This window comes from Pseudomonas sp. Marseille-QA0332, assembly GCF_054950175.1.
The window spans coordinates 1,375,366-1,398,972 of record NZ_CM143106.1; the positions used below are offsets into that span (position 1 = coordinate 1,375,366).

Annotated in this window: 17 protein-coding genes and 3 pseudogenes; 7 read left to right on the forward strand and 13 right to left on the reverse strand. The window is 62.8% G+C overall.

The features are described from left to right. Nucleotides 1-95 precede the first annotated feature (95 nt). The gene (locus ACY8GK_RS06475; RefSeq protein ID WP_462402988.1) at nucleotides 96-851 is read left to right on the forward strand and encodes a methyl-accepting chemotaxis protein; all 756 of its coding nucleotides are present in this window, start codon (nucleotides 96-98) and stop codon (nucleotides 849-851) included. Nucleotides 852-1,287: 436 nt separating this feature from the next. Beyond that, nucleotides 1,288-1,626, forward strand: coding sequence for a hypothetical protein (locus tag ACY8GK_RS06480; protein ID WP_196178414.1), 339 nt, complete (start codon nucleotides 1,288-1,290; stop codon nucleotides 1,624-1,626). A 73-nt stretch (nucleotides 1,627-1,699) separates the two neighbouring features. Here ACY8GK_RS06480 and pgm read toward each other — a convergent pair whose 3' ends face one another. From pgm to ACY8GK_RS06510, 6 genes are all read right to left on the reverse strand, one after another. Continuing rightward, nucleotides 1,700-3,337, reverse strand: coding sequence for a phosphoglucomutase (alpha-D-glucose-1,6-bisphosphate-dependent) (pgm, locus tag ACY8GK_RS06485; protein WP_462402632.1), 1,638 nt, complete (start codon nucleotides 3,335-3,337; stop codon nucleotides 1,700-1,702). Between the two features lie 82 nt (nucleotides 3,338-3,419). Beyond that, nucleotides 3,420-5,696: an ATP-dependent DNA helicase gene (locus tag ACY8GK_RS06490; protein ID WP_462402633.1), complete on the reverse strand. Its 2,277-nt coding sequence runs from the start codon at nucleotides 5,694-5,696 to the stop codon at nucleotides 3,420-3,422. Then, the gene (locus ACY8GK_RS06495) at nucleotides 5,693-7,348 is read right to left on the reverse strand and encodes a VRR-NUC domain-containing protein (protein WP_462402634.1); all 1,656 of its coding nucleotides are present in this window, start codon (nucleotides 7,346-7,348) and stop codon (nucleotides 5,693-5,695) included. Before ACY8GK_RS06495 ends, ACY8GK_RS06490 begins: the two co-directional genes overlap by 4 nt. Nucleotides 7,349-7,420: 72 nt before the next feature. Continuing rightward, nucleotides 7,421-8,776, reverse strand: a complete 1,356-nt coding sequence (locus ACY8GK_RS06500) for an aminotransferase-like domain-containing protein (RefSeq protein ID WP_462402635.1) — start codon at nucleotides 8,774-8,776, stop codon at nucleotides 7,421-7,423. Further along, nucleotides 8,776-10,194 carry a hypothetical protein gene (locus ACY8GK_RS06505; RefSeq protein ID WP_462402636.1) on the reverse strand — a complete coding sequence of 473 codons (1,419 nt, stop codon included), beginning with the start codon at nucleotides 10,192-10,194 and terminating at the stop codon, nucleotides 8,776-8,778. The genes ACY8GK_RS06500 and ACY8GK_RS06505 overlap by 1 nt, the downstream gene beginning before the upstream one ends. 465 nt (nucleotides 10,195-10,659) lie before the next feature. Beyond that, complete coding sequence (locus ACY8GK_RS06510) at nucleotides 10,660-11,682, reverse strand: zinc-dependent alcohol dehydrogenase family protein (RefSeq protein WP_462402637.1); 1,023 nt, start codon at nucleotides 11,680-11,682, stop codon at nucleotides 10,660-10,662. A 215-nt stretch (nucleotides 11,683-11,897) separates the two neighbouring features. On the opposite strand from ACY8GK_RS06510, the gene ACY8GK_RS06515 reads away from it, so the two are divergent. The 5 genes and pseudogenes from ACY8GK_RS06515 to ACY8GK_RS06535 all read left to right on the forward strand — a co-directional run. Next, entirely contained in the window at nucleotides 11,898-12,812 is a 915-nt protein-coding gene (locus ACY8GK_RS06515) for a LysR family transcriptional regulator (protein ID WP_462402638.1), read from the forward strand. A gap of 223 nt (nucleotides 12,813-13,035) precedes the next feature. After that, nucleotides 13,036-13,353 carry a type II toxin-antitoxin system PrlF family antitoxin gene (locus tag ACY8GK_RS06520; RefSeq protein ID WP_196178739.1) on the forward strand — a complete coding sequence of 106 codons (318 nt, stop codon included), beginning with the start codon at nucleotides 13,036-13,038 and terminating at the stop codon, nucleotides 13,351-13,353. After that, nucleotides 13,353-13,814, forward strand: a complete 462-nt coding sequence (locus ACY8GK_RS06525) for a type II toxin-antitoxin system YhaV family toxin (RefSeq protein ID WP_196178741.1) — start codon at nucleotides 13,353-13,355, stop codon at nucleotides 13,812-13,814. Before ACY8GK_RS06520 ends, ACY8GK_RS06525 begins: the two co-directional genes overlap by 1 nt. 284 nt (nucleotides 13,815-14,098) lie before the next feature. Next, a pseudogene (locus ACY8GK_RS06530) lies at nucleotides 14,099-15,260 on the forward strand (IS3 family transposase). Nucleotides 15,261-15,271: 11 nt separating this feature from the next. After that, a pseudogene (locus ACY8GK_RS06535) lies at nucleotides 15,272-15,580 on the forward strand (IS66 family transposase); the annotation flags it as partial. Between the two features lie 51 nt (nucleotides 15,581-15,631). Here ACY8GK_RS06535 and ACY8GK_RS06540 read toward each other — a convergent pair. The 7 genes and pseudogenes from ACY8GK_RS06540 to ACY8GK_RS06570 form a co-directional block, all read right to left on the reverse strand. Further along, nucleotides 15,632-16,128, reverse strand: a pseudogene (locus tag ACY8GK_RS06540) (IS5 family transposase); the annotation flags it as partial. A gap of 135 nt (nucleotides 16,129-16,263) precedes the next feature. Next, entirely contained in the window at nucleotides 16,264-17,397 is a 1,134-nt protein-coding gene (locus ACY8GK_RS06545; protein ID WP_462402639.1) for a flavin monoamine oxidase family protein, read from the reverse strand. A gap of 3 nt (nucleotides 17,398-17,400) precedes the next feature. Next, nucleotides 17,401-18,066: a cupin domain-containing protein gene (locus ACY8GK_RS06550; protein ID WP_462402640.1), complete on the reverse strand. Its 666-nt coding sequence runs from the start codon at nucleotides 18,064-18,066 to the stop codon at nucleotides 17,401-17,403. Nucleotides 18,067-19,199: 1,133 nt separating this feature from the next. Further along, nucleotides 19,200-19,580, reverse strand: coding sequence for a RidA family protein (locus ACY8GK_RS06555; RefSeq protein ID WP_462402641.1), 381 nt, complete (start codon nucleotides 19,578-19,580; stop codon nucleotides 19,200-19,202). Nucleotides 19,581-19,763: 183 nt separating this feature from the next. After that, nucleotides 19,764-20,696 (reverse strand): LysR substrate-binding domain-containing protein, encoded by a 933-nt coding sequence (locus ACY8GK_RS06560; RefSeq protein WP_462402642.1) that lies wholly within the window; start codon nucleotides 20,694-20,696, stop codon nucleotides 19,764-19,766. A 189-nt stretch (nucleotides 20,697-20,885) separates the two neighbouring features. Beyond that, nucleotides 20,886-22,313, reverse strand: a complete 1,428-nt coding sequence (locus tag ACY8GK_RS06565) for a Na+/H+ antiporter NhaC family protein (RefSeq protein ID WP_462402643.1) — start codon at nucleotides 22,311-22,313, stop codon at nucleotides 20,886-20,888. 54 nt (nucleotides 22,314-22,367) lie between these two features. Further along, nucleotides 22,368-23,606: an MFS transporter gene (locus ACY8GK_RS06570; RefSeq protein WP_462402644.1), complete on the reverse strand. Its 1,239-nt coding sequence runs from the start codon at nucleotides 23,604-23,606 to the stop codon at nucleotides 22,368-22,370. Between the last annotated feature and the right edge of the window lies 1 nt (nucleotide 23,607).

The window sequence follows — 23,607 nt, forward strand, 5'->3', positions numbered from 1 at the left end:
TGCAGCCGACCATCGCCGAAGTGAAGCAGTCGGTGCAGGCGGCCCGTGGCACCGCCGACCAGTCCGCCGCCATCGCCAGCCAGACCAGCGCCGGCATGGAGCAGCAGTACCGTCAGGTCGACCAGGCTGCCACTGCCTCGAACGAAATGAGCGCCACCGCCCAGGACGTGGCGCGTAGCGCCGCGCAGGCGGCGCAGGCCGCGCGTGATGCCGACCAGGCGACCCGCGAGGGGCTCGAGGTGATCGACCGCACGACCCATGGCATCGATGCCCTGGCCGCCGAGATCAGCAGTGCCATGACTCAGGTGACCGGCCTGGCGCACAGCAGCGAAAAGATCGGCACGGTACTGGAAGTGATCCGCTCGATCGCCGAACAGACCAACCTGCTGGCGCTCAACGCGGCCATCGAGGCGGCACGTGCCGGCGAAGCCGGGCGAGGCTTCGCGGTCGTCGCCGACGAGGTGCGCAACCTGGCGCGCCGGACCCAGGAATCGGTGGAGGAAACCCGCCAGGTGATCGAGACCCTGCAAGCCGGGACTCGCGAGGTGGTCGAGGCCATGGACGGCAACCAGCGCCAGGCCCAGGGCAGCGTCGAACAAGTCGGCCAGGCAGTCACCGCCTTGCAGCGCATTGGCCAGGCGGTGAGCGTGATCACCGACATGAACCTGCAGATCGCCAGCGCCGCAGAGGAACAATCGGCGGTCGCCGAGGAAATCAACCACAACATTGCCAGCATCCGCGACGTCACCGAGTCGCTGTCCGGACAGGCCAGCGAGGCAGCACGGGTCAGCCAGTCGCTCAACAGCCTGGCCAACCAGCAACAGGGCCTGATGGATCAGTTCCGGGCCTGATCCTGGCAGGCCTTCGCGCCCCGGCCGCGGCCGCTCGGATCCGCCTGTGCAAACCCCATCGATGGCGCTGGAGGCACGGTTCGGAAACCTGGGAGCGGCCGCCGCCGGGACGCCGGACCGGCCGCGATGGTCCGCAACCCAGACCCAGGATCGGTCAGACCGCCACCGTTCCGCCTCGCTGGCACAGCCTGCACAGGAACCATCATTTTTCAACCTGCCAAGCTGACCAGGGCTGGCATGTGATGACATGGCTTCTGGCCAGGGGCCTCTCACGCGGTCTACGAAGAAACCCAAGTTGCCGCAGCATCTCTTAAAGAAACGTCCTACACGATTTTAGGAATCGGTCGAGTTGTCGTCCCCTCTCCGCCTGCACATCATCCAGCCCTGCCAGACGCCAGGCATCCGGCGCATTCCACCATCTGGAAGAGAACTTGCCATGAATCCCTTCGAGCAGCCCATGCGGGAACTGCGCCAGGCCTTGCGCCAGCTCATGGCGCAGGAAACACCGAACCCTGACGACGATCCGCACCTGAGCGGGGTGATGTTCTTCTGCGCCACCGATGAACCGACGCGCCAGCTGGTCGAGCGCATCGAGCTGCTGGCGCACCAGGTCCTATTCGACGCCACCGGCAGGCCGATTCACGCACGGATGCGCGCGCTGGGTGTGGAGGGGGTGCGGATCAAGCTCAAGCAGAAGGTTTCCAGCGAGGAGACAGTGATCCAACTCGTCGTGGCGGGCAAGGGCTACGTCACGGTAAAGACGGCCGTGCTGTGAGCGTGCCCCATGACGTGCCACGGCGCTGCATGGGACAGCGGATGCCCCGGGCAGGGCATCCGCCGTGGCGCACTCAGGCGATCGCGGCGTCCACCAGCTGCTGCGCCTCGGCCACCAGGCGCTGCAGATGCGCTTCGTCGATGAAGCTTTCCGCGTAGATCTTGTAGATATCCTCGGTGCCGGACGGGCGGGCGGCGAACCAGCCGTTGGCGGTCATGACCTTGAGCCCGCCGATGGCCTGGCCGTTGCCGGGGGCGTGACTGAGGATCCGCTCGATGGGCTCGCCGGCCAGTTCGGTGGACTTGACCTGCTCCGGTGCCAGCTTGCTCAACAGCGCTTTCTGGCGCGCATCGGCCGTGGCTTCGACGCGCGTGGCGTACGGCTTGCCCAGCGCCTGGGTGAGCTCGGCATAGGCCTGGCTCGGATTGCGCCCGGTGCGCGCGGTCATCTCGGCGGCCAGCAGGGCCGGGATCAGGCCGTCCTTGTCGGTGGCCCAGACACTGCCATCGATACGCAGGAACGAAGCCCCGGCGCTTTCCTCGCCGCCAAAGCCGAGCGAGCCGTCGAACAACCCTTGGGCGAAGTACTTGAAGCCCACCGGGACTTCGTGGAGCTGGCGCCCCAGACGCGCGGTGACCCGGTCGATCAGCCCGCTGCTGACCACGGTCTTGCCGACCGCCGCGTCCTGGCGCCACTGTGGGCGATGACGGAACAGGTAGTCGATCGCCACGGCCAGGTAGTTGTTGGGCTGCAGCAGGCCATCGGCGGTGACGATGCCATGGCGGTCATGATCGGGGTCGCAGGCGAAGGCCACGTCGAAGCGTTCACGCAAGCCGATCAGGCCCTGCATGGCATACGGCGAGGAAGGGTCCATGCGGATCTGTCCATCCCAGTCCACGCTCATGAAGCGGAAGGTCGGGTCGACTTCCTGGTTGACCACCTCGAGATCGAGCTGGTAACGCTCGGCGATGGCCTGCCAGTAGCGGACCCCGGCGCCCCCCAGCGGATCGACGCCCAGGCGCAGGCCAGCCTTGCGGATCACCTCGAAGTCGATGACGTTCCGCAGGTCGTCCACGTAGTGCTTGAGGTAGTCGTGACGCTGGGTGGTCGGGGCGCGCAGTGCCTGGGCGTGCGCCATGCGCTTGATCCCCTCCAGGCCCGCGGCCAGCAGTTCGTTGGCCTTGGTCTCGATCCACTTGGTCACGTCACTGTCGGCGGGTCCCCCGTTGGGCGGGTTGTACTTGAAGCCGCCACTGTGCGGCGGGTTGTGCGATGGCGTGATGACGATGCCATCGGCCAGCCCCTGGCTGCGGTCGCGGTTGTAGCAGAGGATGGCGTGGGAGACTGCCGGGGTCGGCGTGTATTCATCATCCTTGGAGAGCATCACCTGCACGCCGTTGGCCGCCAGCACCTCCAGCGCGCTGGCGGCGGCCGGCGCGGACAGCGCATGGGTATCGGCCCCGATGAACAGCGGCCCGTCGATGCCCTTTTCCTGGCGGTACAGGCAGATGGCCTGGGTGATGGCCAGCACATGATGTTCGTTGAAGCTCGATTCCAGGGATGTACCGCGGTGGCCCGAGGTGCCGAAGGCTACCCGCTGGGAGGCCACGCCGGCATCGGGACGGCCGGTATAGTAAGCGGTCAACAGGCGGGGAATGTCGACCAGCACACTGGCTGGTGCCGGCTTGCCTGCCAAAGGACTGAGCGTCATGAAAACCTCGTGGTCTGGGAGTGTGGGGGGGGGTTGGAACACGCAGTGTACTGGGAGTTTCCAACCGGCGCGACGACCACGATCAGCCTGCCTGGCCGTCGCTTCCAGGATACTGCCACCAACTCGGGAACATCTGGCGGACCCTAGCCTCGGCGAAGCGTTCGTCGATCAGCACCAGCACGCCGCTGTCCTGGTCGCCACGAATCACCCGGCCGGCGGCCTGGATCACCTTGCGCACGCCGGGGTACAGGTAGGCATAATCGAACCCTGCGCCGAACTGCTGCCCCAGCCGCTGCTTGAACTGCTCGTTGACCGGGTTGACCTGCGGCAGTCCCAAGGTCGCCACGAACGCACCGATCAGCCGTGAACCGGGCAGGTCCACGCCTTCGCCGAAGGCTCCACCGAGCACCGCGAAACCGACCCCGCGCCCCTCGGGCACGAAGCGCGCCAGGAATGATTCCCGAGCGGCCTCGTCCATGCCCGGCGCCTGCTCCCAGCAGGGGATCAGCGGATAGCGCTGCGCGAGCAGGCGCGCGACCTGGTCGAGATACTCGAAGCTGCTGAAAAACGCCAGGTAGTTGCCAGGCTGGCGCTGGTACTGCTCGGCGATCAGCTCGACGATCGGGGCGAGCGAGGCCCGGCGCTGGTGGTAGCGGGTCGAGATCCGGCTGACGATGCGCACCTGCAACTGCTCTGCCTTGAATGGCGCGGCCACTTCCAGCCAGGCGGTATCCGTCGGCATGCCCAGCAGGTCGGCATAGAAGTGCCGCGGCCCCAGTGTCGCGGAGAACAAGGTCACGCTACGCGCTGCCGTCATGCGGGGCGCCAGCAGGCGCGCCGGTACCACGTTGCGCAGGCAGAGCGTGGCCAGCCGACGCTGGCGCGGCCCGTTGCGCACGCTCACATCGAACAGGAAATGCTCGTCGAACAGCTCGGCCACGCGGGTGAACTGCAGGGCCTGGAAATAGAACCGCAGGACGTCCGGCTCGATGGTGTCCGGCGCCTGGTTCATGCGTTCCTGGACCAGGCCGATGAACTGCTGCAGCGCGCGCAGGATCTCTTCGGGCAACTGCTGGCTGGCCTGATAGGGTGCCAGCTGGGGCTTGTACAGCGCGTTCCAGGCACGGTTGAGCCGCTCCAGCGTGCTGGCCAGGCCGGCCGGCTTGGCCTGGCGCAAGGCGAGCAACTGCCCCTGGTCGAGGCTGGCGCTGTACATCTGCCGGCCCCGTTCGACCAGGTTGTGCGCTTCGTCGACCAGCACCGCGGTACGCCATTGGTTGGCCTGGGCCAGACCGAACAGCAACGCATGGGCATCGAAGTAGTAGTTGTAGTCGGCGACCAGCACATCGACCCAGCGCGCCATTTCCTGGGCGAGATAGTACGGGCACACCTGGTGTGCCAGGGCGACCTCGCGCAGGCCCCGCTGGTCGAGCAGCCCTACCCGGCCGGCCGCTACCCGCGCCGCTGGCAGACGATCGTAGAAGCCTTGCGCCAATGGGCAGGACTCGCCATGGCAGGCCTTGTCGGGATGCTCGCAAGCCTTGTCCCGGGCGATCAGCTCCAGCACGCGCAGCGCCGGCTGCGGCGCATGCCGGGTGATCTGGCGCATGGCATCGAGCGCCAGCACCCGGCCTGGCGTCTTGGCCGTCAGGAAGAAGATCTTGTCGAGCCGCTGCGGTACCGTCGCCTTGAGCAGCGGGAACAAGGTACCCAGGGTCTTGCCGATGCCTGTACTGGCCTGAGCCATCAGGCAGCGCCCGGTGCTGACGGCCTTGTACAGGGTCTCGGCCAGTTGGCGCTGGCCCTGGCGAAAGGCCGGATATGGAAAGCCCAGGGCCTGCAAGCCCTGGTTGCGTTCGCCCAGACGTTGCTCCTGGGCCTGCGCCCAGGCCAGGAAGCGCTCGCAGGTCGCGGCGAAGAACCGTTCCAGGTCCACGGCCTGCCAGCTTTCGCTGATCAGCGTCTGGCGGTCGCTGTCGACATCCAGGTAGACCAGCGCCACCTCGATGCGCTCCAGCTCGCGCGCCTGGCAGAGCAGCCAGGCATAGACCTTGGCCTGCGCCCAATGCAACTGTCGATGGTTGGCCGGCTGGCGGGTCAGGTCGCCGCGATGGGTCTTGATCTCTTCCAGGCGGTTGCGCGCCGGATCGTAGCCATCGGCGCGACCCCGTACGCGCAAACCTTGGTAGTGGCCCTCCAGGGCCACCTCCGACTCGTAGCCAGGATCGCGCCTGGCCACCACTCGCCGATGCCCGAGGATGCCTTCCTGGGCGGTGGGCGATGGCGTGAAGCGCAAGTCCAGGTCGCCCTCCTTGGCGCTGAATTCGCACAAGGCGCGTACCGCGACGGTATAGCTCATGGAGCCGGCGTGTCCCAGCGCACATGACAGACTTCGACCGGCAGGCCGTGCTCGCGGCAGAACTCCAGCCAGCGCAGCTGGTTGTCCTGCAACCGATCCCCCGGTCCCTTGACCTCGATCATGCGATAACGGCCTTCGTCCGGCCAGAACTGGATCAGGTCCGGCATCCCGGTGCGGTTGTTGCGGATGTCCTGCAGCAGGCGCACGAAGCACGCCTTCAGGTGCGCCGCCGGCACGCACGCCAGCGCTTGCTCGAGCAGTGCCGGCGACAATGCCGACCAGGCCACGAAAGGCGATTGCAAGCCCTGCTTGGCCTGATAGCAGGCCCGAATGGCCGCGCCATGGGCACCTTGCTCGAGCAAGGCGAAGCAGGCGTCGAAGGCGGCCGCGCGGCGCAGCTGGAAGTCGGCTTCATGCAGATCCTGGGGCGCGCCCTGGAAGGGGTGGAAGAATGCCCCCGGTACCGGCGAGAAGATCACTTCCCAGCACAGCAGCCCGAACAGGCTGTTGAACAGGGTGTTCTCGACGTAGTGCACCTCGCCGCCCTCCTCCTGCTGCAGATGCTGGCGAACCGCGCGCTCGACCCCGAGCTGCGCCTGTTCGGCAGGCAGTACCATTTCGATGAGCCTGGCCGGTGGCGTACGCCGGCGCGAACGCGGCGCGCCACCGAGCTTGCGCGACAGGCGGGGCAACATGCGTTCGAGGGCCTGCGCCTCGAGGGCATTGGCAGGCGCCTCGGCCATGCGCGCGGCCATGGCGTGCGCCTCGGCCCAACGCTCGCTGCGCTCGAGCACGCGGACCTGGCGGATACGTGCCTGCGGATGCTGGCAGTCGGCATAGATCGCCTGGGCCTGCTGCCACTGTGCCAGGCGTTCAGCCTGTTGACCCAGGGCGAACAGCAGCCGCGACCGGCGTCGCGCCAGCCAGGGATTGTCGCCAGACAGGCCGGGCAGCGCCTCGAGCACCACCGCCAGCGGTTCGCCCTGGTCCAGGCGCTCGGCACAACGATGCAGCGCCATTGCCAGCTCGAGGTCAGCCCGGCTGCGCAAGGCCCGTGAATCGGCGCTGAAGGCGACCTGCTCGTAACGCAGCAGGCCCAGGTCCGCCAGGACGAATTCGGACCAGTCCTGGTACAGATTGCCAAAGAACAACAGGCGCAGACGGTCGCACAGCGCTTGCAGGCGCCACTGCACGACGCGCTCGGCAAACTCTGGGTACCAGGCCTGCATGGGCCGGGCGGCCAACTGCAGCGCTTGCAGCTCGGCCAGCAGCTCGCCCTTGAGGCCACGCGGCCGGCTCAGCCGGGCGGCGAAGCAGCGGGTCAGCTCTTGCTTGCGCAACAAGCCGAACAGCTGTTCAAGGTCGAGTTCGACCTGGTCGCAGACCCAGCCGGCCGCCAGCAACGGCTCGAGGGCGGCATGCGGGCAGCCGATTTCCGGGTAGACCAGCTTGTCGGTACGAAACAGTTCGCCCTTGCGCATCACCATGCGCACCAGCAGGGCCTGCGCCGCTTGTGGCAACTGGCCGAAACCGGCGATGAAGGCACGCTCCTCGGGGTCGAGCAGGTCGGCGTAACGGAGCTCGACCCAGCCAAGCACCTGTCGGAAGTTGTGCAGATAGTAGAAAGGATCTTCGACGGAATGAGCGATCACGAAAGTGCAGGCAGGCAGGGAAACGTGTCACTGGTTATACATACAGAGGACGACGGCTGCAAGCGCCCTGGATCAACGGTCACCCGGCCCGCAGCGAGCCAGGATCTCGGCGAGCCGGGCCAGTGCTCGGCGTAGCTGCTCGAGGTCCCCACCCTCCCAGGCCAGCGACAGATGTTCGCGGTAGCGACCCTGCAGGCTGAAGCATTCGCCAGGGATCATGCGCAGCCCCGCAACAGGCGGTAGCGCCAGGATGCGCTGCGCGTCGACCGCATGGGCCAGCCGTACCCACAGGCCCCGCCCGCCTTCTGGCGCCTCGAAGGCCAGCGCGCCGCCGAAGCGGTCGATCAGTTGGGCACCCAGGATAGCCGCGCGGGCTGCCAGCTCCTCGCGCAGCCGGCGCAGATGACCATCGACCTGCCCCTTGGCCAGCAACCGGGCCAGCGCCTGCTGACGCAGCGGCGGCAGACGAAAGTCGCGCAAGGCCATCGCTGCATGCAGGTCTGCCTGCTGCCCGAGCAGGTAGGCGTAGGGCATCTCGGCGCCGGCATACGCTTCCAACGAGCCCAGCACCAGCAACCGGCCAGGATCCACAGCGTCGCGCAGGCGCGCCTCGGGCGGCTCCTCGAAGCAATGCTCGCTGTCCAGGTCGTTCTCCAGCAACCAGATGCCATGTCGCTCGAGCAACGTGGCGACCGCCAATTGCTCCTGCGCCGGGACCCGGCGACCGGGAGGGGCGGCCAGGCACGACGGCAACGATGCCAGGCGCACCGGCTCGCTCGCCAGCAACTGCGCCAGCGCCTGGAGGTCGGCGCGGCCATGCGGGTCGAGCGGCATTTCGATCAGCTTGCCGCCGGCGCATTGCAACAGGCGCAACCATCGCCAGCTGCATGGCGACGCCACCAGCACGGTGGCCCCCGCGAAGCCCAGCACGGCAAAGACGGTCTCCAGCAAGGCCTGCAGGTCGGTGGCCAGGCACACATCGCCAGCGCTCCAGCAGTGGCGGGACGCGCGGGTATAGCGCGCGGCCAGGGCATTGCGCAGCATGACGTCGCCGGCCAGGCGCTGGTCGCCCCCGGCCCGCGCCAGCTGGCGCGCCAGACGTCGCTCCTCGGCCAGCAGGGCATGCTCCAGCGCGGGCAGGTCCGGCAGCGGCAGGTCGCTCGGCAGCCGCCCCAGGGAGCCGGCGCGCAACGGCCCGACAGATCGGTTCACATAATAGCCGGACCTTGGCACCGAGCGGATCCGCCCTTCATGCTCCAGCCGAGCATAGGCATGCTGCACGGTCGAAAGCGACACGTCCAGCCGCTGCGCCAGGTCGCGCAGCGATGGCAGACGCTGGTCGCCACACGGCCTGGGCTGCTCGATCAGCTCCACCAGGTAGCGGTACACCGCCTGATGGGCGAACACCCGCCCGCAGGTCTTGCCCATCAAGGCCGCCGACCCGCAGCGCCGCGTGAGCCACCGCGGCGCTGCGGCGCGACATAGCGCAAGCCGCAGTCGCGGCGCGCCAGCGATGCCAGCAGGGCACTGTTCGCTTGTCGCGCGCCATACGCATAGAGCGCCTGCAGCCTGGACAGCGGCAGGCCACTGGCGGTCGTCAGCCACTGCGCGACAGCTTCCGGGCAACGCTGTCCTTGCAGTGCCAGGTGCAGATAGGGCAAGGCCACGTGCATTTCCGGATAGCAAAGCTCGACGAACGCCTCCAGGCGCGCACCCTGGTCGGTGAACGGCGCACACAGCAGACACTTGAGCTGCGGCGTGGTGATCGCATGGGTCATCATCAAGGCCCGTTCGGCCTGCTTGCGCCAGCTCTGCGCCTGCTGCGCCGAAAGCCGCTCGGACAAGCCCGCTTCGGCCAGGCCCTGGGCGTAGTCGGTCCATTCGTGCAATTCGGCATGCAGCCCATGGACATGGGCCACCAGCAACGGGTCGAAGCAGACGGACAAGGCGCCACCGGCCGGTGTCGCTGCCGCCCAGGGCGCATCGGGCACTTCGCTCGGCTGTCTCGCTGATGGCGGCTGCATCAGGTCATCGATGACGATCACTCGCAGGAACGCCCCGGACCTGCTGTCCCAGGCCTCCAGGCAGCTTCGCGAAGCGCCATCGAGGCACTGCCCGACCATTTGCGCATGCAAGGTGGCCAAGCCTTCGATCAGGCTGCGTGCGCATTGCTCGGGCGGCAGGATCGAAGCCAGGTCGGCCAGGCGCAGGCAACGTCGAGCCCAGGCCAGCAAGCGCTGGCGCTGGCGCAAGGGCATGCCGGTGACCAGCGCATCCACGCCGCCTCTCCAGTCCAGCACCCGGCGGCAGGTCTCGGCCTGCGCGAGCAGCTGCCAACAGCCAAGCAGGCTTTGCGGCTGCCCTTCGCAGAGGTGCCCGAAAGCCAGCAGCATTTCCCGCTCGGCGGGCTGTACCCGCAGCGACATCAGCCGGCGGGAGCAGAACGGCACCACGCCGTGCCCTTCCACCATCAGCAGTTCCACTCGCGGGTCATCCTGCAGGAACAAGGTATCCAGGCAACGTCCATGCTGGCTTGCAGCCTCCCCGAACCCGCCAATGCGCGGCGCCACCAGCACGCGCATGGCGAAGGTCGCCGGCGAGCGGCTGGCAATGCTCAGTTGCGCCGCTCGAAGCCAGCTCAGCACATTGCAGCTGTGCGGATCACCGCTGTAAAGAACCAGCAAGCGGAAGGAGCCGATCCGCTCCGGCCCTCCGGCGGCGATCATCAGCCGCTGGATGAGCAGTTGCAAGGAGGCTCGCTGCGCCTGGCTCATGCCATCGAGCAGCCGCTCCAGCACTTGCTTGAAGATGTATTGCATGGCTTGGTCGTGGATAGCGCTGGTCATCTCATTCGATCTCCTCGAGGGTTGCTGTGCGTCCTGCCACCGGCGAATGTCCGGAAAGGTGGTATATCTGAAGACTTTTCCTACAAGTGCCTAGGAAGTTTCGAAACGAATGATGCTCGCGACTCGACCTTTCGCCACAGTGCATCGCGCGCGCCAGGCCTCGTGGCCTGGAACATTCGGTTTTCGCGCCCAAGCCTTTCATCCCCAGGCCCCTAGAACGGACTATCATCGCGCCATTATCAATTCCTGCCGAACGAATAACAGATACAGATCCCGATAAAAAAACCATTCAGAAACTCCCAAGCCGTGGCATTTGTCTTACCACTTCCGAGAACTTTCCTCTTGTCGAAGATTAAATGACCACGCACGCATCAGCCGCGGCATCTGTTATCAGCCGATACTTAAATTCATGTAGGAAAAATCGAAGAACCCGAGAAGATGCTCGGGTTCTGGGTCAGTCGTGACTCAGTCGCGGGCCAGGTCCAGCACTACACGACCGCCGCACGGGCAAGCGTCCATGTAGCGGTGGGCATCGACTGCTCGTTCGAAGGGATAAACCTTGATGATCTGCGGGCTCAGCAGCTGGTCGGCGGTGAACTGGTTGATCTCGTGCAGGGCGCGCTGCAGGGCGGCCTGGTCCTGGCAGATGCCCAGTTCCGGCTTGCCGAGGAAGTTGCCGATGCAGTGCACGTGGAAGCGGATGTTCTTCTGGAATGCCGCGCACGCCGGGAACGGCGTCTGGTTGCCGCCCTGCAGCCCGTACAGCACCAGGCTGCCGCGCGGCGCCAGGACATCGCCGAGCAGGGACATCTGCGGCCCGCCCAGACCATCGAGGACCATGTCCACGCCACGGTTGTCGGTGTACTTGGCCACCTGCATGAGCAGGTCCTGCTCCTCGGTGACGATGACCTTGTCGGCGCCAAGCTCGAGCAGATAGTCGCGCTGTTCCGGCTGCTTGGTCACCGCCAGTACCTTGAGCCCGAGGGCCTTGCCGAGTTGCACGAAGGCAGGCCCGGCGCAGTGGCTGGCGTCGGTTACCAGCGCGGTCTGCCCGGCCACGGCCTTGGCCAGGTCGACATAGGCGAAGTAGGCGATCAGCAACGGCGTGTAGTGCACGCTCGCCTCGATGGGCGTGAGCGTATCCGGGTAGCGGGTGATGGCATTGCGCGGCAGCACGATGACCTCGCCATACACCGGGTGTTCGTTGGCGCTGGCCGCCGGAAAGCTGGCGACCCGGTCACCGACCGCGATGTCGTCGACCCCCTCGCCCACCGCCGTGACCATGCCAGCCATCTCATGGCCGATGCCGGCCGGCAGGCGGGCCTGGGACGGCGCCAGGTTCTGCCGCCAGAGCACGTCGTACCAGCTGATACCGATGGCCTGCACGCGCACCTGCACTTCGCCGGCCGCCGGGGTCGGCTCGGGGCGCTCCTCGAAGCGGAGCACCTCGGCGGCGCCGAACTTGTGGAAACGGATCATGCGTGACATCGCATACCTCGCCTGTCTGAACCTCATATTGCCACCGACTGTATCCGGGCTTGCACCGGCGCACCATCGGTGATCGTCGATAGTCGTCATGCCTGGCATCGATCGTAATGCTGGCGATGCGACACACCGTGACCCGCAAAGTCGTGCAGGTTAACAGCCTTTGGTCGTAAGATTCACCCCTGCCCTCCTCACCAGGCAAACAGGCCAAGCGACTGATGAACCGGAACGACCTGCGTCGTGTAGACCTCAACCTGCTGATCGTGTTCGAGACCCTGATGCACGAGCGCAGCGTGACCCGGGCGGCCGAGAAGCTGTTTCTCGGCCAGCCGGCGATCAGTGCCTCGCTGGCACGCCTGCGCAGCCTGTTCGACGACCCGCTGTTCGTGCGCACCGGCCGAAGCATGGAGCCATCGGCGCGCGCCCATGAGATCTTCGCCCTGCTGTCACCGGCGCTGGATTCGATCTCCACGGCGGTCAGCCGGGCGGCCGAGTTCGACCCGGCCACCAGCAAGGCGGTGTTTCGCATCGGCCTGTCGGACGACGCCGAGTTCGCCCTGCTGCCGCTGCTGCTCAAGCGCATCCGTGCCGAGGCTCCCGGGATCGTGCTGGTGATACGCCGGGTCAACTACTTGCTGATGCCGGCCTTGCTGGCCTCTGGCGAGATTTCGGTCGGCGTTAGCTACACCAGCGAACTGCCGGCCAATGCCAAGCGCAAGATCCTGCGCCGCAGCCTGCCCAAGCTGCTGCGGGCCGACAGCGTGCCGGGGCCGATCAGCCTGGACGACTTCTGTGCCCGGCCGCACGCCCTGGTGTCCTTCGCCGGTGACCTGTCCGGCATCATCGACGAAGCCCTCGAGCGCATAGGACGTCAGCGCCATGTGGTGCTGGCGGTGCCGCAGTTCAACGGGCTTGGCAGCCTGCTGGCCGGGACCGACATCCTGGCCACGGTACCCGACTACACCGCCGAGCCACTGACCGCCGCCGGCGGCCTGCGCGCCGAGGACCCACCGATCGAGGTACCGAGCTTCGAGCTGCACATGGCCTGGCGCGGGGCACAGGACAATGATCCGGGGGAGCGGTGGTTACGATCGCGGATACAGATGTTCTTCGGGGACCCTGAGAGTCTCTAGGCGTCGTAAAGCAGACTGTTCAACTGATCACTTCTGTCTTTTCATAGACCGTGGGCGTCCATCATTCACAGCCAGAAACTCCGCTTCCTCGCCTGTCTTCACCTTGCCTGATCGCCGCTCGGCGACTTTTCGTACAAAGCCGAGGATTGATTAGCGTAGAACCGAAATTGACCGAGTAAGGATTATTCCTTACTATTCGCTCAGCATATCCGGGAGAACACTCATGCCTGCCATCCACGAAATCGCCACGTTGACCTCGAAGGGGCAGGTCACACTGCCCAAATCCGTTCGCCAGCTACTGGGCATTGACAAAGGTGGCAAGATTGCATTCGACGTACGCGGGGGTGAAATCGTGGTCAGCCGCGTAGAAACCACCCACGAAGACCCTGCCATCGGTGCGTTCCTGGGGTTGCTGGAGGCTGATATCCGAGGCGGCCGCAACCTCACCACTCTGCCGGAAGACTTGGCCCAAACCATGCTCGCCAACGCAAAACACTCCGTAAACCTGGACGAAGATATCGATGGTGAGGTCGCGATCTGATGCTGCGACATGGCTGGACACTGTTGTTCCATGAAGGTATGACTTTACAGCTACGCAAATTGCAAGAAGCCGCCGCCCGAGCCGAGCAGAACGATCCGCAAGGTTTTGAGAGCAACGCCAACGTCAAGCTGTTTCGGGCATTGAGCCATCTGATCATGGAGGCTGTGCCTGCCGACCCAGGCCGTGATGAGTTCCGCCAAGGCAACACGCTGGGCACCGCCTACAGACATTGGCGCCGCGCAAAAATCGGCAGGCGCTTTCGGCTGTTCTTTCGCTACGACTCAAGGTCCAAGGTCATCGTCTATGCATGGGTCAACGACGAAAATACCCTACGGTCCGCAGGCAGCAAATCCGATCCCTACGCCGTATTCGAAAAGATGCTGGGCCGCGGTAACCCTCCTGATGACTGGGATGCGCTGACGGCTGCGACGCGTAGCGACTGGGACGAGCCCAAAGCATAAGTTGCGCAAATGGGTGAGGGATTGCACGTTCTGCGCCAGCGCCGCCCCCGGTGCGTCCACTGTAATCCACTCTTAGCTGCTGTAAAAAAGGGGTACATCTGGGGGTACGAAACCAATTCCCCAATATCAGAAATGCTACCCGAATCAGGCTGCACAAGGCATCAGGCACAGGGCAACTCGTGGCGTGCGATCTGAAAGTAAAAGGCGGCCAGCAGAAGAATGTAGTGGTCTAATGAAACCGGATACCCATTTAGGCGAGAGTGCTCGCCACAGAGAGGTGTCTGATGACCAAGCAACGTCGTACCTTTACCCCTGAGTTCAAGCGCGAAGCTGCCTGCTTGGTGCTCGACCAAGGCTACAGCCATGCTGAAGCAGCCCGCTCGCTCGGTTTGGTCGAGTCGGCCCTGCGCCGTTGGGTCAACCAGCTTCAGCAGGAGCGTGGCGGCATCACGCCGACCAGCCAAGCGTTGACGCCAGAGCAGCAAAAAATCCAAGAGTTGGAAGCTCGGATCACGCGCCTGGAGCGCGAGAAATCGATACTAAAAAAGGCTACGGCGCTCTTGATGTCGGAAGATCTCGAGCGCATACGCTGATCCGTCAGCTTAGCGCCCATGAACCCGTTGATTTCCTGTGCGAAGTGTTTGAAATCACTCGCTCAACTTATTACGCGCATCGCCACAAAAGGCGGACGCCTGACGTTGAGCGCCTGAAGTTGCGCAGTCGAGTGAATGAGTTGTTCACACAAGGTCGAGGTGCACCCGGCAACCGCAGCATCAAGTTAATGCTGCAAGATGAAGGCGAGAAAATCGGACGATTCAAGGTGCGCAGCCTGATGCGTGAGCTGTCGCTGGTCAGCAAGCAGCCAGGGTCACACGCTTACAAGAAGCAACGGTGGAGCGGCCGGACATTCCGAATGTGTTGAACCGAGCGTTTGATGTCGACGCGCCAAATCAGGTCTGGTGTGGCGACATCACTTACATTTGGGCGCAGGGTAAATGGCACTATCTGGCGGTTGTCCTCGATCTCTATGCGCGGCGCGTGGTGGGCTGGGCTTTGTCAGAAAGACCGGATGCAGATTTGGTCATCAGTGCGCTGGACGTGGCGTACGAACAACGCGGAAAGCCCCAAGGGCTGCTGTTTCACTCCGATCAGGGATCGCAATAGGGTAGCCGTCAGTTCCGCCAGCGATTGTGGCGCTACCGCATGCGCCAGAGCATGAGCCGTCGAGGCAACTGCTGGGATAATGCGCCGATGGAGCGGGTGTTTCGCAGCTTGAAAACAGAGTGGATACCGGTCACGGGCTACCTGACCGGACAGCAAGCTCAGCGAGACATTAGCCAGTACCTGATGGATCATTACAACTGGATAAGACCCCATCAGTTCAACGATGGGCTGGCTCCGGCCAAAGCTGAGGAAAAACTCAAAACTGTGTCCGGGATTAGTTGACCACTACAAACTACTTGGCAAGCAACTGGAGCAAGCTTGAGCGGTATGTCGAGGAAGGCTATTTGCCGATCGACAACAACGCCGCAGAGCGCGCGATCCGTCCCTTCGTGATCGGAAGGAAGAACTGGTTGTTCAGTGATACGCCCAAAGGCGCGACGGCCAGCGCTCAACTTTACAGCTTGGTCGAGACTGCCAAAGTCAACGGCCAAGAGCCCTATGCGTGGCTGCGCCACGCACTTGAGCGCCTGCCAGTGGCTTCATCGGTCGAAGATTACGAAGCCCTGTTGCCTTGGAACCGCTCGCCGGCATTGCCTAGCTGAGCGCGCCATCCACTTTGAAGCCGTGGGTTTTATGGAGCGCTTACGAAGCTGTCATCGCTTTGCGTGACGCCTCCCCATGGCTGCATAGCTTTTCGTCAGCTTGTCGAAGCGTGTCACGATGCAGCGGTTCTCTTTCAGCTAGCCAAACATGCGCTCAATGATGTTGCGTTGTCGGTACTTGGGCCGATCAACCAGTCTGGGCAAACCTGGCTTGGGCTTGTGCTTCATCGAGCGCAGCGGGATGACGAGCTGCATTCCTCGGCGTCGTATCCCTTGTCGGCAAGCAACCATTTGCAGCGTTTTCGCGGGCGCCCACGTTGGCTCGACGGGATGCTGTCCTCCTCCAGCAATGGCTGGGCATAGCTGATGTCACTGGCTTGACCGCCAGAGAGAAGAAAGCGCAACGGTGTCCCGTTGGCCTCGCACAGCATGTGGAGTTTGGTTGTCAGGCCGTCACGGCTGCGGCCTAGAGCGTGATCGGCAGGCTCGTCAGCCCCTTTTTTCCGAGCGCCAGATGAGGCTCGGGTTGCGCGTACTGCGGTTGAGTCAGAGTTCGTAACGCTTTGCCATCACAGAATTCCTTTCCGTCGATGGCGTGGGCCCCTACAAACCTCAGCGTTCGAGAGGCGGCGATTGGGTTTCTCGGGATTTTGTACAGAGCCTAGGCTACGCCTCGACCTGTACTATTGTCTCGGGATGGCGGCAATCCAGGCTAGGAGAGCACGGTCGACGGCATCGATGGCACCGGCCAGATAGCCCGGGAACCGCATCGACCACTCGCTGGCCACTCCGGTCAAGCAGCCCTTCCAAGGCCCCAGCGCGGCTTGCGATGGAGGTGCGCTGGCGTGCTGCCCGGTGCTGGCCCGGTCAGCCTCTATCGCTGTGTGCGGATCAGCGGCCCAGTCCTTGAGAAAATCAGCTGTGGGCGAACCCGCCTTGCTGCCGAACAGGCGCGACAGCTGTGCGCGGCACAAGGCTCGGATTTCGCTCTGCCCAAGCGTGTTACGAACTGGAGCCGGTACCCCGACGAAGCCGAACAGCGCAGCTTGGCCATGGGCCGTGGAAGCATCATGTATTTCCACTAACGGACCCAGGCCGCTACGAGCTTCGCCTGACAAGCCCTGCTTTCGCCAAAACGGCGTTGCGTAGATCGCTACGTACTTGGCATGCGGCGCCATCCAAGTCGCGGTCTGTTTCCAGCTCTGCGAAAGCGCCAATGGCAAGGCTGGTGAAAAAGCGATCGTGGCTTGAACCAGGCGCGGAGGAATGGCCAACAGAACATGATCGACATTCCAGATCGTGGCCTGATAGCTGGCATCATGACTTTCGACTTCTAGCCCCTGCTCCGTTTGGCGTATGTATCGAACAGTCTGTCCGGTATGGATACGAGCCGAGTCGAGCTGGTCTTGCAGTGCCGCTATGAGTGCGCCCATTCCGCCATGAATGCGCATGGCAGTTGAAGAACTGATGTACCCGCTCGTTCGCACGACGGGCCTTCCACGTTCGCGCTCTATCAGCATGTCGCCTGCTTCGTGCTGAGGATAGCGCTGCAAGCCAAGCTCCTCGATCAGCTCGCTGAGTTCAGGCTGGAAATCAGGCCAGAACCATGAGGGGCCGAGATCGAAGTAATCCACCACGCCAGACGCTGCCGAACCCGGCGCTCCCATTTGCCTGGCGGACAGGGTGAGAATGCGCCCGCCGGGCACGTCTCGGGACTCCAATAGCACATAGTCGGTACCCCCCATCTTCTGTAGCTTGTATGCTGCGTACAAACCACTGAGCCCGGCACCTACAATAGCGATTTTTGGTTTTTTCATGGCTCACATAGGCCCGACAACACCGGACAGGTGCCCAGTCTTCAAATAAACGGTCACGCCTTGATCACCGGCATGCATGAGTGGACCGGCGCGGTCAGGCCAGCGCATCCAAGCGCCAGGCGCGAGTGATCCTTTGACAGTTTGCAAGTGCCCGGCAACGACCAGCAGTTCGCCACAGCCTGGACCGCTATCGAGCTTCTCTCCTGGCTGCAATCGCAGCATACACACCTGCTCATGTTCGCTCCGGAACAACGGACAGATTTCGCGCATGCCTTTGCGTACCCAATTGCTCGGGTCATGGGTATCGATACGCACCGAGGCCTTGTCATAGGGTTTCATCTGCCAAAGCTTGACGAAGATGATCGCCCCTTCTTCGCTGCAAGGTTGATGGCTGGAGCCCGGTGGGTTGCGCAAATAGTATCCGCACGGAGAGTGCGTTTGGCCTTCGGAGAAGGTGCCATGTAACACAAGGATTTCCTCGCCGCCAGGGTGAAAATGCGACGGGAAGGTCGAATGCGGTGCATAGCGCACGATACTCGTCGCACGGGCCTTTTCGTCCCCGATCCGGTCGAGCATCACGCGCTCTACGCCGCTCTGTGGTGAAGTGACCCACCGGTAATCTTCGGGCGTGACGATCACTAGGCGGGAGAAGTCTGCATTGACAAGCATAAGGCGGCATCCGATGACTAGATCCGTGGCGTCGGACGCCGCGGGACTCTGAATAGACCGATTGATAGAAACGTGCGTCGGGAGCGGCGCTGAGCGAAGGCTGCAGACGAGCCAGCACATCGACAGTGGAGAGCTCGCTTTGCAGGTAGACGGTGGCGTGCTCGTTAGGCTTTGTACGAAAAGTCGCCGAGCAGCGATCAGGCAAGGCGAAAGCAGGCGAGCAAGCGGAGTTTATGGGTTGTAAATGAGCATTCCGAGCCTGTTTCAACATTGCCTGATCGTCGCGCAGGCACTTTTCGTACAAAGCCTAGTATCGAAACCGTACGATACCTGTACATCTTGGTAGCGTACCAGCAGCACCTTGGATTCGGCCCCAGCGATGTTATGCGGGAACGGGCCCTTGAATCGACGACCGTCTTAAACCGCAACGTCACTGTCGACTGCAGGAGTCCGGAAGCTGATCTGCAAGTAAGCCATTTGCGTTTCCCCTAAGGCTAGATAAGGCGTTTAGACTGGATCAAGTTGCTCGGTTTACCGATGGTATTGGCGAACAGGGTTAGCGACAAACGATATAAACTGAGCAGCCGAGAAAGAAAACCTTCGTCTTCCCACGCGTGGGCGCCCAAGTGCAGGCTGCCAGGGCATTTACCAGGCAGGCGATGCTTCGCACCTGTGAAGAAGGTGTAGGTATGATGAGGTGACCCAGCTGGGACATCCCATGCTGGATTTGATGACAGCATGAGGAGCCAGGATGAACGAACCAGCGTCCGCACGTGGCAGGATGGCGCGCCGCACTAGGTGCCCTGCTTCCGGCGATCAAAGTGCGAAGCCCGGATGGCGAGCCAATCGGAATCGACAGCGTGCTGTTGAAGCATCGGAGCTGCTCGACGAAAAGGAACGCTTGTGCTCACACTCACCGATCAATCCACACGCCAGGTTCGCGTGGAGCGGCAAGTGATAGACAAGTTGAAGATGACGCGGGGAGAGACGCAGACGGTCGAGGCTGTCGCCACGGTGGCCGCTTGCAACATGGTATCTCGGTTTTTGGTTGCGCTGGAATCTATAGTCAGGATCCGCGACCGCCATCATCGATGCCGGTCCGGCTCATCCAGGCTCGTGGCGGCTCGCGCCGTTTAGCCCATCTGCACGATCGCCTCGATTTCCACTTCGCTTCCCAACGGCAGTGCCGCGACGCCGATGGCGGCCCTGGCGGGGTAAGGCGCAGTGAAGTAGCGTCCCATCACCTCATTGACCAGGCCAAAGCAGGAAAGATCGGTCAGGAAGATATTCACCTTGATGGTATTTTCAAGCTTTCCCCCAGCCGCTTCCACGATCGTCTTGAGGTTCTCGAAGGCCTGGACGATTTGCGCCTCGGTACCCGCTACGATTTTCATCGTGGCAGGATCCAGCGGGACCTGGCCAGAGAGAAAAAGCGTATCCCCGGCTCGAACGGCATGGGAATAGGTGCCGATGGCGGCAGGAGCATGCTGGGCGATGATATGTTGAAGAGTCACTGGATCCTCCAGGAATGTAACTAAGATTGGAGCGGCGAACCTGTCAAACCGCTGAACGCGGCACCATTCTAAAGTCGGCTGTTCCAGACATCTCTATAGATGTAGTCAAATCATGTAGATTATCGGCCAATTTTTTTTTCCGCTCTTCCACCGCGCACCGAGCTAATCAGCGCGAAACAGTAACTAGACAGCGCAACCCGCTCCGCTCGCCTCTTTCACCAACCATTCGCGGAACACGCGTACATGGGTCAAGTTGTCGTGATCCGGACGGTAGACAATGTAGTAGGCCTGTTGCAATGGCAGCTCTATGGCCCCCTCCAGTAGCGGACGGATCAGGCGCCCCGCATTGAGATCATCCTGCACCATCACGCTGCGTGCCAGGGCCAACCCTTGGCGCTCTACCGCCGCTTGCAGCACGGCGGCAGAATTGTTGATTCGTAAACCATGCTCGGCACTGACGCCATGATAGCCAGCACGGTCGAGCCAACTGCGCCAACCAGGAAACGCCGCGTCACTGGCCATCGACAGGTCATGGATCAACGTGCATTCTACCAGCGCGGCAGAACTGAGGCGGCCATTGTGTAGCAGTGGGTAATCTGGAGCGCAAACCGGAAACAGCGTTTCGCAGAGAAGCTTTTCCGAAACCAGGCCAGACCACTGGCCGCTACCGTAACGGACGCCGATATCAACGCGCTCCATGGCAAAATCGAGCGAACGTGCATCCGTGTCCAGCTGCACGTCCAGTGTTGGATGGGCGATCCTGAACCTTTCCAGCCGAGGCAGGAGCCATTTCGCTGCGAATGCGGGACTGACCGTGACGGTGAGCCCCTTGTGCACGCTCGCTTCGCGCAGGCGGGCGACCCCAAGCGCAAGACGCTCGAATCCCGCACGAATGTCGGGTAATGCATGCTGGGCGTTGGCGGTCAGTTCCAGTTGCCCGGTGCCGCGGCTTGCCCGCACGAACAAGGACGTACCTAGCCATGCCTCCAGGTTTCTGACCTGCTGGCCCACGGCGGCTGCGGTCACGTTCAACTCGCTGGCTGCCGCTGAGAAACTGCCATGTCTGGCTGAGGCTTCGAATGCGCGTAGCGCGTTCAGGTAGGCAGGAGTTGCCATGACATTTCTTCCATCTTTTGCACATCAGGGTCAAAGGGCCGAACACCAGGCCAACGGCTTGGCGAGCACATTCTTCGAAGCTCGAGCTGCCGCGGCTCAACTTGGCCCGGCCCGCCAAGTATAACGAACCGGATATTACGCCTGCCTGAGGTCATCATTAGCCGAAATAGCTGCTTGCGCTGCGTCGCATCAAGACGTCTGGAGCATGCCAAGCACCACGAAGCCGGTGAGCGCAATCGCGGCTGCGGTCAGACAATACGGCAGTTGTGTCTTGATATGGTCCATCAGGTCATTACCGGTCGCGGTGGCCGTGACGATCCCGGTGTCGCTGATGGGCGAGGTCGTATCACCAAAAATGGCACCGGAGATCGCTGCTCCGACGACCAGATAAGGGTCGGCCCCTGACGAGACGGCGAGCTGGATACCGATTGGAATCATGATGGAGAAGGTGCCCCAGGAGGTGCCCGTCGACAGCGAGATCAATGCCGCCACCAGGAACACAAACCCGGCAACCAGGCCGACGGGCATGAGCAAGCTGAAATGCTCGGACAGGAACTGTCCGATCTTCAGCTGGCTGGAAAGGTCGCCAATGAGAAACGCCAGCGTCAGCACGACAACCAAAGGCACCATCGCCTGGTAACCCTCGACCAGATGGTTGATATAGGCGCCGATGCTCATGACTCGCTTGATCCATACATAATGGATACAACCGACAACCTGGCCGAATATGACCGCCCAGAGAATCGCCGTCGAGGCCGATCCGTTTCCGAGCTCGCCGTTACCGGTGATGAACAAGCCGACAGGCACGAACATGAACAGTGCCAACAGCGGAACCAGCAGGTTCGACACACTTGCAGCGCCGATGACCCTTTGCTCACCCAGCGCCGCCAATGGAGTAGCACCCGGGCGAAGCTCGATGGCTTCGGCCGCACGAGCTTTGGCCCGGCGCATCGCAGGGAATGCAAAGGGGGTACAGATACTGATCAGCACCAGCGCAAGGCTGACCCAGGCGAACAGGTTGTAAGCGATCGAATGCGCGAGAATGTTGAACGGATTGCCCTGAATGCTCCCGTTCTCGACCTGCACCGCGATGATTCCCAGCATCATCGCACCCCAACCATTGAACATCATGGAGGACCAGGCACTAATGCCAGCGTTCTTGATCACATAGGCCACTTGCTCTCGAGCGATCCGATGCTTGCGTGTCAACTCTGCCGTTGCGGCACCAGACGTCAGCATCGCCAGATAGCTGTCTATGAACACCACGACTGCCAGGAAACCGGCCAGCAACTGGGTACTGACAGGCCCTTTGACGATCTTGAGGCGCTCGGAAATCAGGATTACCAACCCCTGCATGCCGCCGGTGAGCCGCGCCAGGTGGATCACGCCACTGATCATCACGGTGAAGATCAGGGTTCGCACGACGCCATCGGACTTGAAGACATCAATCGCGCCCTGGATGGAACTCTGCAATCCCTGGCCGATATGAAAGTTGGAGAGGACCAGAAAACCTGCCACACACCCCACCATCAGCGAAAGAATAACTTGCCGAGTAAAGATCGCCAGACAAATCGTCACGGCTGGGGATAACAACCCCCACACACCTACTTCATGCATCGCAAAGACCTCGAGTTTTGTTTTTATTCGACAAGTAATGCTGCAAAGGAACCGTCAGGCGTCCGACTGCCGGGCCGACCAGGTGAATCCGAAAAGGCCCAGCACCGGGCCGGGTACAAGAAGCCAGAGGGCGTCGACGCCTACCTGTTCGAACAACCAGGTGGTGCAGGCGATCGAGATGACGGTGATGGCGAAACCGATACTGTTCTGAATGGCCAATGCGCTGCCCACCGCCTCCCGCGGGCATGACTGGGCAGCCAAGGCAGAAAACTGCGGCGAGTCTGCCACCACGCTGGCGCCCCAGAGGCCAAGTAGCGACAGCAGAACCCAGGGTTGCATATGGCCATGGAGCGCCACGAATACCAAGCCGCACAGCCCGGAAATGCTCAGCGCCCCAAGCGCGACCCGGGCACTGCCGATTCGCTGGGAAAGCACACCGCCCATCAGCGAGCCCAGGGCGCCGACCGCCATTACGCCAAACGACAGGCCTGCGATACCGAAGGCTGGGTATGCCTGTGCCAACCCGGTACGGCTGATGATCAGCGGAACCACGGTCCAGAAAGCATACAACTCCCACATGTGTCCGAAATAGCCCATGGTCGCCGCGCGGAAACGGCTGATCCTGAAGGCTCCCAGAATGGCCCCCAGGCGTCTGACAGCCTGCGTCGCGCCAGCAACGCCGCTGCGCGCGTGCGGGCCCTCACCCAGCAGGGCAATCAATCCCGCGCCTGCCACGGCCAGCACGGAGGACGCGGTAATGATCAACTGCCACGACCAATCGGTTCCGACCAGTCGCAATGCATGTGGCAGCGCGGTACCCAAGGTCAGCATCGACACCAGCTGCGCCAAGGCCAGTCCGGTACGCTCCGGGGCCCAGCCCACGATCAGCTTCATGCCCATCGGGTAGATACCGGCCAGAGTAATGCCGACAATGAAGCGCAGTATCGCGCCGATGACCAGACCGTCTGCCAACCAGGCGAACGCTAGGTTGAAAAGCGCGCCTGTGATCGCGCAGCAGACAAACAACGAACTCGCTCGGAACCGATCTGCAGCTCCGCTCAGCGACAAGCCCAAAGTCCCGGTGATGAAACCGAGCTGAACGGCATTGGTCAACCAGCCGATGTCGGCTGCGGTCGCCTGCCATGACGCCATCAAGGATTCGGCAGCGCCATTGGCACTGAACCAGAGCGAGGTACCGAACAACTGGGCGAGAGCAATGACCGCCACAGGGCTCAAGTATTTGAGAAGCTGGGCACGAAGGCCCACAGGACGTGCGGTGAAAGTGGTGCTCATG

Excerpts from the sequence above, each read along its gene's own strand:
- ACY8GK_RS06570 (WP_462402644.1), bottom strand. The coding sequence starts at position 23,606 with ATGAGCACCACTTTCACCGCACGTCCTGTGGGCCTTCGTGCCCAGCTT.
- ACY8GK_RS06480 (WP_196178414.1), top strand. The coding sequence starts at position 1,288 with ATGAATCCCTTCGAGCAGCCCATGCGGGAACTGCGCCAGGCCTTGCGC.
- ACY8GK_RS06565 (WP_462402643.1), bottom strand. The coding sequence starts at position 22,313 with ATGCATGAAGTAGGTGTGTGGGGGTTGTTATCCCCAGCCGTGACGATT.
- ACY8GK_RS06545 (WP_462402639.1), bottom strand. The coding sequence starts at position 17,397 with ATGAAAAAACCAAAAATCGCTATTGTAGGTGCCGGGCTCAGTGGTTTG.
- ACY8GK_RS06510 (WP_462402637.1), bottom strand. The coding sequence starts at position 11,682 with ATGTCACGCATGATCCGTTTCCACAAGTTCGGCGCCGCCGAGGTGCTC.
- ACY8GK_RS06515 (WP_462402638.1), top strand. The coding sequence starts at position 11,898 with ATGAACCGGAACGACCTGCGTCGTGTAGACCTCAACCTGCTGATCGTG.
- pgm (WP_462402632.1), bottom strand. The coding sequence starts at position 3,337 with ATGACGCTCAGTCCTTTGGCAGGCAAGCCGGCACCAGCCAGTGTGCTG.
- ACY8GK_RS06475 (WP_462402988.1), top strand. The coding sequence starts at position 96 with ATGGAGCAGCAGTACCGTCAGGTCGACCAGGCTGCCACTGCCTCGAAC.
- ACY8GK_RS06490 (WP_462402633.1), bottom strand. The coding sequence starts at position 5,696 with ATGAGCTATACCGTCGCGGTACGCGCCTTGTGCGAATTCAGCGCCAAG.
- ACY8GK_RS06525 (WP_196178741.1), top strand. The coding sequence starts at position 13,353 with ATGCTGCGACATGGCTGGACACTGTTGTTCCATGAAGGTATGACTTTA.
- ACY8GK_RS06500 (WP_462402635.1), bottom strand. The coding sequence starts at position 8,776 with ATGGGCAAGACCTGCGGGCGGGTGTTCGCCCATCAGGCGGTGTACCGC.
- ACY8GK_RS06550 (WP_462402640.1), bottom strand. The coding sequence starts at position 18,066 with ATGCTTGTCAATGCAGACTTCTCCCGCCTAGTGATCGTCACGCCCGAA.
- ACY8GK_RS06560 (WP_462402642.1), bottom strand. The coding sequence starts at position 20,696 with ATGGCAACTCCTGCCTACCTGAACGCGCTACGCGCATTCGAAGCCTCA.
- ACY8GK_RS06505 (WP_462402636.1), bottom strand. The coding sequence starts at position 10,194 with ATGACCAGCGCTATCCACGACCAAGCCATGCAATACATCTTCAAGCAA.
- ACY8GK_RS06520 (WP_196178739.1), top strand. The coding sequence starts at position 13,036 with ATGCCTGCCATCCACGAAATCGCCACGTTGACCTCGAAGGGGCAGGTC.